This window comes from Aquiflexum sp., from assembly GCF_041751335.1.
In the GTDB taxonomy this organism is placed as follows: Bacteria; Bacteroidota; Bacteroidia; order Cytophagales; family Cyclobacteriaceae; genus Aquiflexum.
Window position 1 is genome coordinate 1 of record NZ_JBGSXS010000377.1, and the last position, 12,859, is coordinate 12,859.

A 12,859-nucleotide genomic window follows, 5' to 3' on the forward strand; every position below is an offset into this window, starting at 1 on the left:
TTACCTAAAAATTGTTCCTGTGCAGGTGTGAATTTCGAATGTTCAAATTCTAAGTGGTCAAAAAAGTATTCAATTTCATTTTCAGAATAGTTACTGAAATTGTTTCCTGAAAAGTGGGCTGAAACCTTGTCAATCATCTGATGAGTTTCGTTGACCAACGGATCGATATAATTATGGAATTTATTTCGAAGTATAGAAGGATTTAAATCAGTAAACTCATGTTGGATTTCACGATCAAGATCCCTTTCAAATTCATGTGCTAGTTCGAATAAAGTTTCTGAAAATTCACTATCATTCAACTCGGCCAATAACCCGACAAATTCTTCGTCAGAGACTGTAACATTATTGTATGCATCTCCCGCTTCATATGTTTTAGAAAAAGGACTGTCTTCCGAAACATGAAATTCAAAACTATTAGTACTTTCATACTCACTTTCAATTTTGGTTGTTGGCGACATGAGAACGTCACTAAATGGAGTCTCAAATTGGTTGTTATAAATTCCAGCCATTTTATACTTGATTAAGTTACGGAATTTTATTTCACGTAAAGTTAGACATACAGAAGCTTATATTTCTATCCCCCGAAAGGGGGATTTTTTTACTTGTCAAAAAATGTTTGGTGGTAATAATTTATTAAAGCAGCTGTGTTTTTCGCTCCTGTTTTTTCCAAAATATGTTTTCGATGGGATTTGACAGTTTCGTAGGAAATAAAAAGTTTATCTGCTATTTCAATGTTGGTAAGTCCTTGCATCAACAAGCCCAAGATTTCGATTTCCCTAAGCGTTAATTTGGCTCCTTTGATATTAGTTCTATTATTTTTTATTCTTTTTAGCCTAAAAATTGCTTCTTCGTAATTTTTAACTTCGATAGAAAAGTCAAGCATGCAGGACGAAGACAACGGCCTTAATAACTCAAAAACTTCATGAATTTTATTGATTAAACTTGCTTCAGATTCAATTGTCCAATCAGTTGCCTCAAAAAATTTGTGTTCAAATTTTTCTTGTTTTTCTATTTGATTGATATGAAGAAATATACTAGCGGACATGAATATATCTTAAAAAAATACTGAAAATAATTATGAATATACTATATATAATTTTAACTATTATCAATATAAACTGAATAATTGCAATTCTTTCCTATAATGAAATTAAAATTCTTTAAAAAATCACCCTCCCACCAAAGCCTCAATTATCTCATTCCTTCGTGACCTAGAAAAAGGAATTTTCTTTGAACCCATATCTATCTCATTGCCTACAATTCCTTTGACTTTAGGCTTTGAGATAATATAGGTTTTGTGGACCCTTAAAAACTCCTTTTCCGGAAGGGACTCTTCTATGCTTTTCATGGTCATCAAGGTGATGAATCTGCCTTCATTGGTGTGGACGGCAATGTAATTTTCCATCCCTTCTATATATAGGATTTCGGAATAATTGATCCTTTTGAGTGAATTATCAACTTTAAGGAAAATATGGTCTTTGGTGTTTCCCGAAGTGGATTGTTGGTTTTTTAGGAGGTGCATTTCCCTTGCCTTGTTAGCAGCTTTCAAAAACCTTTCGAATGGGTATGGTTTGACCAGGTAATCAATCACATCCAACTCAAATCCCTGAAGGGCATAATTTGGATAGGCTGTAGTGAATATCACCAAGGGCGGATTTTTAAGAGATTTCAAAAAATCAAGACCTGTGATCTTAGGCATTTGAATGTCCAAAAACATCAGATCGGGGTTTTGCGATGAAATGGCATCATTGGCTTCCAAAGCATTTTCACATATGGCGACCAAGTCCAGAAAATCAATTTCCCTAATGTAGCTTTTCAGTCCTTCCCTTGCCAAAGGTTCATCTTCAACTATGATAGTTTTAATCTTCATTATTTTTGATTTCAAGTTTTACCTCAAATGAATCAGGCTGATCTTTAATTTCTAAGGTATGTCTTTTTGGATACAATATTTCAAGTCTTCTGCGGATATTTTTGAGACCGATTCCACCTTTTATTGAATCAACTACCTTTTTTTGATTGTCTTTTGTATTGAAAAAATAAGCTGATAATCTCCCATGGTAGAATCCGATTTTTACTTTCACCTGATTTTCCTGATCGGTATGAGATGATAGGTGTTTGAAGCAATTTTCCAGAAATGGAATCAACAACAATGGAGCTATGGAAAAGTCCTCCAACCCCTCCCCTTTTTCAAAAACCACCTTTAATCGCTCCCCCTTTCTGATTTTTTCCAATTCAATATAGTTTTCCAAATATTCCAGTTCCTGCTGAATATCAATACTATCAGTGGTGAATTCATATAGCTGTGACCTCAGCAGGTTGGAAAGTTTGATAAGTGTTTCCGAAGCCTTGTCAGGATCAATTCGGATCAATACATAAACGCTGTTGATGGCATTGAACAGGAAATGTGGGTTGACCTGGGATTTCAGGAAGTTCAGTTCACTTTCGATTCTTTCTTTTTCCCTAAGCTCATTTTGCCGGACGGTTTTTCTATTTTCCAAATAACCTTTTGACGCCAATAAAATACCTCCGGTAAATACATTTGATGAAAAGTAAACAAAAAATATCTGTAAGGAAGTTGCTTGAAAAAATTCCTCAAGATTCATGGATAAAGCGAGGGAAATCCCAATTTTCATAAATAAAGAACACAATGCTGACAAAATAAAAAATGCAGGAAGGAACAAAATCGAAAATTTGGTTTTCCTCAAATGTGGAATCAAAACATACTGGGAAATATAATAAACTCCCGCATTCGAAACGGTGTAAAATCCAGTTATCAAAAACAACTGATTGATATCCTTATACAAATTTTGATAAACTGATACCCAAAAAACAAAATATGCTATCCAGAAAAGAATATGGTGGATTTTATATCTTCCAAAAAGCGATCCTAGATTATTAAGGAATTCAAGAGCTCTCTCCATGATCGATTTTTCATTTGATTTCTCCATATTATTCTTTGACTTTAAAAGCTCCTGCTAAAAATAAAGTCATAAATACCACTCCTACTATAAATAATGTCCACCAGATCATAAGATTTCTTTTTTTTAATCAATCAGTTTTTTACTCAATGTTTGAAATTAAGATACATGTTCTAAAGAATAGAAGAAGATTGACCATTTGCATCATTCCTTTGACCAACTGCAAATACAAATTGAACAAAACTGCAAATCACTTTTCTTGGTGAAAATTAATCCTAATTACCATCCAATAACACCTTTTTCCATTTTTTCAACAGTTGGTCATGGAAGATTTTCACCTTGTCAATCAAATTATTTCACCGAATGGTTATTCACCAATTTTGGATAAACAAAAACTAAAATACCATGAAAACACAAAAATTAAATTGGCTACTTGTATGTATAATGATGGCGGCTTTCAAAACATTATATGCCTCAGCTGCACCTCAACTCATATCCACTGAAATGATTGGCAAAGGTCAACCCATGATATTGATCCACGGCATGTCCTGTAGTTCTAGGGTTTGGGATGAATTTGTTGAGAGGTATAAGGGAAAATACGAACTGCATCTGGTAACCATCAAAGGTTTTGGAAATATGGAAAAGGCGGATGCTGATTTCTATTTGAAATCGGTAAAAGATGAATTGATTGCCTATACAAAAGAGAATAATTTAAAGAATCCAATCATTGTTGGACATAGCATGGGTGGATTTTTGGGACTATGGGCTGTAGCCGAAGAACCAAAGCTTTTCGCAAAAATCATATCTGTAGATGGGGTTCCATATTTTCCTGTGTTTCAAATCCCAGGTATAACTCCCGAGGTAGCTAAACCGATGGCAGAAAGCATGAAAACTGCCATGGCCAATATGGATAAAGCTACCGCTGAGGCAAACCAAAAAATGATAGTTTCCTCTATGATAGCGACTGAAGAAAAAAGAGATAAGGTAGTCCAAATGGGAATGAACAGCAATCCAGTGATAGTGGGTCAGGCATACGGAGAAATGTTCACCACGGATATTAGACCCTTAATGTCCAAAGTTAAAACCCCGGTTTTGGTATTTGGTTCCTGGGCAGCTTATCAAAACTTTGGGGCAACCAAGGAATCCGTCACTTTGGGCTATCAAAATCAATTGAAGGATATTGATCATGTTAAATTACTGGTTGCAGAAAAAGGCTATCACTTTGTATTCTATGATGAACCGGAATGGTTTTACAGTGAATTGGATAAATTTCTTTCAGAATAAAATTGACACAACGTTAGTACTTATTCTTGCTTATTGATTCTAACCTTTGAAAAAATAAATAATTTTTGGTGTTTTAACTAACACTTATTGTTAAAAAACCGTACCATTAAACTAAGTGTGTCATTCATGACAGGAGAAAGATACAGGTCATAAGGAGTGTAAAGCTTTTCTCTTTTAGTTTAGTTGATAGGAAATTAATAGTCAAAGAATGACAGAAATGGGGGCCTATGCCCCCATTTCTACTTTATTTTTTTAAAGATCAGACAGGTCCTATTGGGTAAATAAATTTGTATTTTCCCCTCTTTATCAGATGGATAGACAGGATCACCCTCTATCCTTCCAAATCCTCCGAATTTTTTGTCATCAGAATTTAGGATGATTTTATATTTCCCTTTTTCAGGAACCTGAAATTCAAATCCAAAGATGGACTCACTGATATTCCAACTAAAAATAAAGACCAAACCCGTTCTTTCAAAAGCAATGATTTTTTTCTCAGCATCAAGGTGAAGCTGTTCAGCAGGTCCTGAAGCTAAAACGCTATAATCTTTTATGAACTTAATCATAGCCTTATCCCATTGAAAAAGATCATGGTATCTTAAATGATCTGAATCCACCAATGACCATTGCCTTCTGGCATATTGATAACTCCAATCATTGCCCAATCTTGGGAAATCCACCCATTCCGGATGGCCAAACTCATTGCCTATGAAGTTGAGGTAACCTTCTCCTCCCAATGCGATGGTGATCATCCTTATCATTTTGTGCAAAGCCACTCCCCTGTCCACCACCAGACTGTTTTGCAATTTTGACATGCTCGAATACATCTCCTTATCCATTAGCCAAAAAGCAATGGATTTATCTCCTACCAATGCCTGATCGTGGGATTCTGCATATGCTATGGTCCGTTCAAATTGGGGTCTGTTGGTCAGTTCATGCCACATTTCAAACATATCCCAATGCTCATCGGGCTTATGTTTGAGGGTTTTGATCCAAAAGTCAGGAATCCCCATGGCCAATCTGAAATCGAAACCGATACCACCATCCTTTATACTTCGGCACAATCCGGGCATTCCACTGACTTCCTCAGCAATGGACATCGCACTCTGTGAAAAATCATGGATCAACTGGTTGGCCAATTGAAGGTAAATGACTGCATCCCAATCTACCCCATCTTTGAAATATTTTTCAAGCTTATCAAAAGTGATATTTCCATGATGTAAGTACAATATGGAAGTAACTCCATCCCACCTATATCCATCAAAATGAAATTCCTCCAACCAATACCTGACATTGGAAAGCAAAAAATGCTGTACTTCTCTGTTTCCATAATCAAAAAGCTTGGAATCCCAACCCTCGTGATATCCCCGGGGTTCGGGATGAAAATATTGGTGGTCTGATCCGTCAAACTCATTCAGTCCTTCAAAAACATTTTTGACAGCATGGGAATGTACCAAATCCATGATCACAGATATTCCTAGTTCATGGGCTTTGTTGACAAGGTATTTCAGTTCTTCTGGTGTCCCAAATCTTGAAGTAGGACAAAAAAAGTTGGAAACATGATAACCAAAGGATCCATAATAGGGATGTTCCATGATGGCCATCATTTGAATAGTATTGTACCCAGCTGATTTGATTCTGGGGAGAATATTTTCGGCAAATTCCAGGTAGGTGCCCACACCCAATTTTTCTTGCGCCATTCCGATATGGCATTCATATATCAAAGGTTGTTCGAGATTGACCGCTGCATCAAATCTATGGTCTGTCCAATTAAATGACTTTTCATGGAACCATAGTTGACCAGTGAAATCATGTGTTTCCAAATCTTGTACTACCCTTCGTATATAAGCGGGAATTCTATCTAGGGCACCGTTTTTTCCTTCGACATGAACTTTAACTTTACTTCCATGAATAAATGAGTCTTTATATTCATTATATGGCAAGAACAATTCCCAGTCTCCGCGATGGTCTTTTTTCATGGGGTGGCTATACCGATTCCAATGATTAAAATCACCCATCAAAAAAAGATTGTATGCCTGAGGTGCCCATTCTCTATAGACCCAACCATTTCTAAAAGGATCAAAATGAATACCATAATATTCATGGGCACGTGCAAACTCTAAAAGGTTTCCATAATCATGTTCAATGGATTTTAAAACACCGTAATACCTTTCATATCTTTCAAAAATATCCACTGCATGGTCATTTAACCAGGGTGAATCCTTGACAATTGGTAAAATATTGGAATTATTCACAGAAAAGAATTTAAGATTTTTCTAATTTAAAGAATAATCAAAAGCTAAACCAAAAGTTACTGACCAATAAATGAAAAAAGTTTGTTTCCTCTCTTTATAAAATAAAGAAATAGAGCATGGTAGCAGCAAGGGAATAACCTATCAAGAAGGAAAAGAAAATCGGGGAACTGAGCGAAACTTTATCGTACTCTGGGGATTCTTTATGATGAAAGACGTGACTTAATTTCTTAGAATACCTTGGCGGAAATACAGAGAGGATAAAAAGTCCGTAGGCAAGGGTCAAAAGCAAAAGCGAAAAGAAAACCTGCATAAATGTATTATATATACTCAAAAATATATTATATATACGACTCAAAAAAACTTTTATTACAAAATCTTTAACCCAAAGTTATGGTAATGTTAATAGAATTTTAGGTACATGCGATTAGTCACTTTTATTGCGCTTTTTTTTACAATTCAACCCCAAAAAATATTTTGCTTTGTTGCTTATAGATTAATTCTCTATCAGCATTTCAACTCTCCTATTCAATACCCTTCCCTCCTCGGTCTGATTATCTGCAATAGGCCTACTCCCTCCCCAACCTGAAATCCTCACTCTTTCAAAATCAACACCATTTATAGTGAGGTATCCTCTGATTTTGGATGCCCTTTTCATTGAAAGGTCTTTGTTTAAGGATGGGTCGCCTGCATTATCCGTGTGGCCTTCCAAGCGGATAATAATATCTTGGTTTTCCTTCATGAAAGTTACCAGATTGTCCAAAACCTGTATCGATTTGGAATCCGCAAAATCCGAAGTTCCCCTGTTGAACTGAATGTTATTCAAAACAATTGCTGTTCCTGATATTGCAGGCTGAAGGAACAAGTCTTTTCCTTCAAGATCCACCCATTCAGAACTGTCCAACATTTTTGGTAAAAATCCTTTCGAGCTGATGATGATGGTATTCCATTGGGGTTCCCCCAATAATTCCCAAACTTCATTTTGAGATTCAAGAGCATTTTTCAAGCCACGGTCATTTCCGATTTCAATCTCATAGGGCACTTCCTCTAATGTCTGTCCATTTATAATTCTGATCATCTTTCTCGCCACAGCTAAAGTGGGAACAGGTGTATCCGATTGTTCATGCTGAATACCCTCTTTTTCACCAATAATTGACACAGTATCTTGCATGGCTTTCATTTCAGGTTCAGCACTAATTACCAAAGCGTCTTCTTGTATGAGTAAACTTTCGTCTACATTCACTTCAGGAGTGTTTTCCTGTATGTCCAAATTTGCCAAAGGATCTTTCGCCTCAAATCTTACCAACATGAAATCCCCAAACCCTTCACTGTTTTGTGTGGTAGTGAAAATTGCCTGATCGTTGTTTTGATCGATGATGGCATAACTCAATTCAGATCCTGTTGAATTCGCTAACCCGATCTTTTGTGGAAGGGTCCAATCTTCCCAAGATTGAGACATTCGTTGGGAAAAATAAATATCCTTTCCCCTCCCATTTCCATGGACATTGGATGAAAAATACATTGTCTGCAAATCATTGGAAAGATACGGAGTCTGTTCCTGGGCGAAAGAATTGACCTGCGGCCCAAGATTCAGAGGTGAAGTCCAAACAGTTTCAGATTGTTTGAAACTTATGTAAATGTCCTCATTACCAAATGTTCCGAAAGAATTCATGGACATGACAATTGCATTGCCTTCGGATACCAACCTGCCACTGAAATGTGAAGAGTTATTTTTAAAATTCCCCATTTCGAGTGGACGGAGGTAATTCCAAGAATTGCCAAACCGGGAATATTGATGGATGCCCTGTCTTTTGCCGTTATTGCCACTGTGGTAAACCAATGCAGTCAACGCATCCAAAAATCCTATAAGCACATCATTACCTGAAGTGGATAAACTTGGAATGTGTTGAGGTTTTTGCCATTCTCCGTTATTGTCTTTTTTACTCATCCATATATCTCCATAATCAGTGGGCCCTCCTATATTGCCCGGATGGAAACCAACCGTGAAAAACAGCTCGCCATTTAGCGATACAACTGGACTTTGTTCATCATAGGGAGAGTTCAAAACTGTCAAAGGCATTAATTCCTGAGCTTTGGCAGTGAAGAAAAAGGAAAAAGCAAGCAGGAATAGCCTGCTTGCTTTTGAAAAAAAGAAATACAAAGTTTTACTCATTTTATTGGTCTAATACTATGGCGAAAATCAATGGTACGACTATCGTAGCATCTGATTCTACAATGAATTTAGGGGTATCAAGCCCTAGCTTTCCCCAAGTGATTTTTTCGTTTGGAACTGCCCCTGAATATGAACCATAAGAGGTGGTAGAATCAGAAATTTGACAGAAATATCCCCAAAGTGGCACACCGCCTCTCTGTAGATCCTGATGCAACATTGGAACCACGCAAATCGGGAAATCTCCTGCTATCCCTCCTCCAATTTGGAAGAAACCAACAGTACTGTTGTCCTGCGCATTTTGGGTATACCACTCGGCCAAGAACATCATGTATTCAATTCCACTTCTTACAGTATGTACATCTTTGACATCTCCGGATATGACATGTCCCGCATACATATTTCCCAAAGTGGAATCTTCCCATCCCGGGACAATGATCGGAAGGTTTTTCTTTGCTGCTTCCAATAGCCAAGAGTCTTTTGGATCAATCTGGAAACTTTTATCCAATTTACCCGAAAGTAGAATTTTGTAGAAAAATTCATGTGGGAAAAAATGTTCTCCAGCTTTGTCAGCCTTTACCCATTCTTCCAAAATGACTTTTTCAATCCGCCTCATTGCCTCCATTTCAGGGATACAAGTATCGGTTACCCTGTTCATATGCCTTTCAAGCAAATCCTGTTCCGATTCAGGAGACAATTCCCTGTAATTTGGAATTCTTTCATAATAATCATGAGCGACCAAATTGAAAACATCTTCTTCAAGATTGGCCCCCGTACAGGATATGATATGGACTTTGTCCTGACGGATCATCTCGGCAAGAGAAATGCCCAATTCCGCTGTGGACATGGCACCCGCGAGAGTAACCATCATTTTACCGTTGTTGTCCAAGTGGGTTTTGTAACCTTCAGCAGCATCGATCAAAGCTGCAGCGTTAAAATGCCTAAAATTATGTTTTAAAAATTCTGTGATTTTCATGAGTATATTTTTGAATTTTTCCGCTGCAAAACTACCAATTAATAAAGCATAAAAAAAGTCCGGTCAAAAACCGGACTATATGTTAACAGGATTACAATGCTTAATTTGTTGCAGGTAATTTTGAGTCTGCATATTTTTTATTTATACCTTCGACCACCTTGTCAGTAATGTCCAGTGATTTTTTGGAATACCATACGGCACCGCCTCTGGTGTAGGACAAAATAAGCTCAAGGTCATTTTCTTCGGCAAACATTGCCATATATTCCTGTACTTGATCATATACATCACTATATAGCTTGGACTCATCTCCTGAGAGCTCTTGCATCAGATTATCCCTGTATGTGACTAAATTTCTTTCTTTTTTCATCAGGTCTTCTTGTTTTGCTCTTGCCTGATTCTGGGTCATTGTACCCGCTGTCTGTTCAAAATTTGCAACTTCCTGCTCGAAGCCTTTTGCTCTGTTGCTTAGCTCGCTTTCAAATTTTTTTCCTTTTTCAGTGATCTCCAATGATTTTTCTTTAAAAAACTCAAATCTGGAAATTACACTGTCTGTTAAAACATAAGCTATTTTTAAATCTGCAATACTTACTTCTTGGGCATCATTTTCTATTGTGCCTTCTTCTGTGGTATTACCTGCTTTGTCGCATGAGGAAAATGTAATTACTGCAATTCCCAACAGGCCGAACACTTTTGCTATTTTTTTCACGTCTCTAAATTTTTCTATTTGGCGCAAATATAAACAAAGTATCTTTTTTGCAAATTTTATTTGCATCCGCAATTGTTAAATTCGGTTAAATGGATTTTTATCGCTATCTATAAATGACTTAAAAACAACAGCTTGACCAAAAATTGACAATCCTGCAAACACAAGAATTAATCCAACTGTTCCAGTTAAAAACCAATGGATAAATGTGCCATTTGAATATTTTGAAATAATGGATTCCCCCAATACACTGAATCCAAGGCCCATCAATAATATCCCTGCTACGGAATAAATGAGCCACTTTTTCTTTAAAGATTTTTTGTTCATCATAACTTAGAAATAGATGTCTTGCGCTAACCTGAAAGTATTTGCATGTGCTTCAATGATATGGGAGAGCTTTTCCGAATATCCCCCACCCATGCAACACATAATTGGAATCTGATTGAGTTTAGCACTATCCAATACCATTTTATCTCTTTTTTTACAGCCATCCAAACTCAGCCCCAATCTTCCCAATTTATCTGATTCTAATACATCTACCCCGCTTTGATAAATGATAAACTCAGGCTGAAATGCATCAATAATTTTAGGAAGGTGTTCCCCTAAAAGAAGGAGGTATTCCTGATCTTTGATCATGTCAGGCAATCCGATATCCAGATCAGATATTTCTTTGTGCATTGGGTAATTGGCGGTGCCATGCATACTGAATGTAAATACATTTTTATTTTTATTAAAAATTTCCGCTGTGCCATTTCCTTGATGGACATCCAGGTCGACTACCAAAACTTTTTTTACAAATTGGTGATCCAATAGATAATTTGCACTGATTGCTATATCGTTTAAGAGACAGAATCCTTCGCCTCTATTGGTAAAGGCATGATGGGTACCACCTGCAATATTCATTGCAACCCCAAATTCCAAAGCAAACAAAGCCGCCTGAACAGATCCATGCATGATATGGATTTCTCTAATTATAAGGTCCTGACTCAATGGAAATCCTGTTTTTCTGATTTCAGATTTATTTAGGGAAAGGGTAGTTAACTTCTGAAAATACTTTTGGTCATGTGTATTTAGTATCCATTTGTGATCAAGGAAGGTGGGTTCAAAAAAATTATCCTCAGCAACTGTCCCCTCATATAGTAATTGTTCCGGCAACAGATTATATTTTTCCATTGGAAATCGATGGCCTTGGGGAAGGGGATGACAATAAACAGACGACCAGGCAATTTTCAACATATTACAAAAAAACGCTTGTTAGGAAACAAGCAAAAATCAAAATAGTTTAATCAAAGTTTTTTAAATCACTCATCCACATCTTCTTCTTCAGATTGAAAAGCAAATAAGGTTTCATCCAATTTTAAGGTGTCATCATTGAATTCTTTCACAAATTTTGAAATCGTTTTTTCACTGATGTATTCTACATTCAATGCGGCATCTAATCCAATGCCATAATCGTGATTGGTATCAATATCTACAAATTCCTGTACCTTGACAGTTTCCTCTTCTTCCATTTCCATAATGATCTCTGTAATAAACCATCCTATTTCTTCCTCCTCACTTGTTAATGGTTTCAAGTTCCCATTTTCATCTTCTTCATAATGAATACCCTTGAAATTTGGAAATTTCTTGGCAGCTTCATGTTCGGCCAATTCATACACTTCTGAAGCATGATGCAATCTTAAAGTATAAAGTGCCGCGTCATAGATTACCTCTTTACCTTCAAACATGCCAACAAAGTAGAAATTAACAAATTCATCAGCGTTTTCTTCGCTTTGGACTACCTTGTGGTTTTTGTTAGAGTCAATTAAATCTTGCTTCAAGGATTCGATAGTTTCCGGAGCGAAGCCTGCATTTTGATATTTCATATATTAAAAGTTGATGGAATAAAAGACAACATACGATTCATTACGTTAACTTAAAAGAATGATTCTTAAATATTGTCTCAAGTCTATATTTAAGTAATTAAAATACAAGCTTTTAAGTTAAAAAAAAATGTTAGCGCCAAAAAAAAATGAGGAAAGAATAAAAGACCTTGTCAGAAGACCTGAGAGCCAGACTTTGGACTTTAAATTACATGTCAATAATCCGTTGAAATTGGGCAAAACGCTGTCTGCTTTTGCCAATACCAATGGAGGTACTCTTGTTGTTGGGGTATCTGATAATAAAATACTGGTTGGAATTGATCCCGAAGAAGAGATTTTTATAGTGGAAAAATCTGCCAAAAATTATTGTAAACCTCCTGTAAAAGTTGAATTTGAAATTTTGGAACATGACATTACGAAAGATTTCGGGGATAAAGAAGAAATTTTGATTCTCCTGGTTCATGTACCCAAATCACAATTTATTCATTACTTGGCTGATGAAAATGGAAATATGAGTCTGTACAAAAGATTATTTGACAGAACTATACCTGCAATTGAAAAATGAACTACCTGCTGGTTCCCCCCAATGAAACTCCAAGCAATGAATTGATGATACTCAGGACAAAGCTGAATATAAGTGCCCACCAAAAACCATCAATTTCAAAGCCAGGAACGATTGCTGCTGCAAGCATAATCA

General features: G+C 36.4%; 14 protein-coding genes. 2 read left to right on the top strand and 12 right to left on the bottom strand.

From position 1 onward, the window contains the following. From ACEW8U_RS20135 to ACEW8U_RS20150, 4 genes are all read right to left on the bottom strand, one after another. On the bottom strand, window positions 1–509 hold a 509-nt coding region (locus ACEW8U_RS20135; RefSeq protein WP_373523846.1), incomplete at its 3' end, for a hypothetical protein. Between the two features lie 89 nt (window positions 510–598). Continuing rightward, window positions 599–1,045, bottom strand: coding sequence for a response regulator transcription factor (locus ACEW8U_RS20140; protein WP_373523847.1), 447 nt, complete (start codon window positions 1,043–1,045; stop codon window positions 599–601). Between the two features lie 123 nt (window positions 1,046–1,168). Next, window positions 1,169–1,870: a LytR/AlgR family response regulator transcription factor gene (locus ACEW8U_RS20145; protein WP_373523848.1), complete on the bottom strand. Its 702-nt coding sequence runs from the start codon at window positions 1,868–1,870 to the stop codon at window positions 1,169–1,171. Further along, window positions 1,860–2,921, bottom strand: a complete 1,062-nt coding sequence (locus ACEW8U_RS20150) for a sensor histidine kinase (protein ID WP_373523849.1) — start codon at window positions 2,919–2,921, stop codon at window positions 1,860–1,862. Before ACEW8U_RS20150 ends, ACEW8U_RS20145 begins: the two co-directional genes overlap by 11 nt. Before the next feature lie 402 nt (window positions 2,922–3,323). Between ACEW8U_RS20150 and ACEW8U_RS20155 the strand changes: the two genes are divergently transcribed. Further along, window positions 3,324–4,202 (top strand): alpha/beta fold hydrolase, encoded by an 879-nt coding sequence (locus ACEW8U_RS20155; protein ID WP_373523850.1) that lies wholly within the window; start codon window positions 3,324–3,326, stop codon window positions 4,200–4,202. 239 nt (window positions 4,203–4,441) lie between these two features. On the opposite strand, the gene ACEW8U_RS20160 is transcribed toward ACEW8U_RS20155, so the two are convergent. The 7 genes from ACEW8U_RS20160 to ACEW8U_RS20190 all read right to left on the bottom strand — a co-directional run bounded on the left by ACEW8U_RS20160 (window position 4,442) and on the right by ACEW8U_RS20190 (window position 12,165). Beyond that, a complete protein-coding gene (locus ACEW8U_RS20160) occupies window positions 4,442–6,454 on the bottom strand; it encodes an alpha-amylase family glycosyl hydrolase (protein ID WP_373523851.1) in 2,013 nt (670 codons plus the stop codon). Window positions 6,455–6,947: 493 nt separating this feature from the next. Further along, window positions 6,948–8,624: an OmpA family protein gene (locus tag ACEW8U_RS20165; protein WP_373523852.1), complete on the bottom strand. Its 1,677-nt coding sequence runs from the start codon at window positions 8,622–8,624 to the stop codon at window positions 6,948–6,950. A gap of 1 nt (window position 8,625) precedes the next feature. Then, window positions 8,626–9,597, bottom strand: a complete 972-nt coding sequence (locus tag ACEW8U_RS20170; RefSeq protein WP_373523853.1) for a deoxyhypusine synthase family protein — start codon at window positions 9,595–9,597, stop codon at window positions 8,626–8,628. A gap of 100 nt (window positions 9,598–9,697) precedes the next feature. After that, complete coding sequence (locus ACEW8U_RS20175) at window positions 9,698–10,303, bottom strand: OmpH family outer membrane protein (protein WP_373523854.1); 606 nt, start codon at window positions 10,301–10,303, stop codon at window positions 9,698–9,700. Between the two features lie 75 nt (window positions 10,304–10,378). After that, entirely contained in the window at window positions 10,379–10,630 is a 252-nt protein-coding gene (locus tag ACEW8U_RS20180; RefSeq protein ID WP_373523855.1) for a hypothetical protein, read from the bottom strand. Between the two features lie 3 nt (window positions 10,631–10,633). After that, complete coding sequence (locus ACEW8U_RS20185) at window positions 10,634–11,536, bottom strand: histone deacetylase (RefSeq protein WP_373523856.1); 903 nt, start codon at window positions 11,534–11,536, stop codon at window positions 10,634–10,636. Between the two features lie 65 nt (window positions 11,537–11,601). After that, on the bottom strand, window positions 11,602–12,165 hold the full coding sequence (locus ACEW8U_RS20190) for a hypothetical protein (protein ID WP_373523857.1): 564 nt from the start codon (window positions 12,163–12,165) through the stop codon (window positions 11,602–11,604). Between the two features lie 127 nt (window positions 12,166–12,292). Here ACEW8U_RS20190 and ACEW8U_RS20195 point away from each other — a divergent pair, with 127 nt between their 5' ends. Beyond that, complete coding sequence (locus ACEW8U_RS20195) at window positions 12,293–12,727, top strand: helix-turn-helix domain-containing protein (protein WP_373523858.1); 435 nt, start codon at window positions 12,293–12,295, stop codon at window positions 12,725–12,727. 1 nt (window position 12,728) lies between these two features. Here the strand turns inward: ACEW8U_RS20195 and ACEW8U_RS20200 are convergent, their stop codons facing one another. Further along, window positions 12,729–12,854, bottom strand: coding sequence for a phage holin family protein (locus ACEW8U_RS20200; RefSeq protein WP_373523859.1), 126 nt, complete (start codon window positions 12,852–12,854; stop codon window positions 12,729–12,731). Window positions 12,855–12,859: the final 5 nt, after the last annotated feature.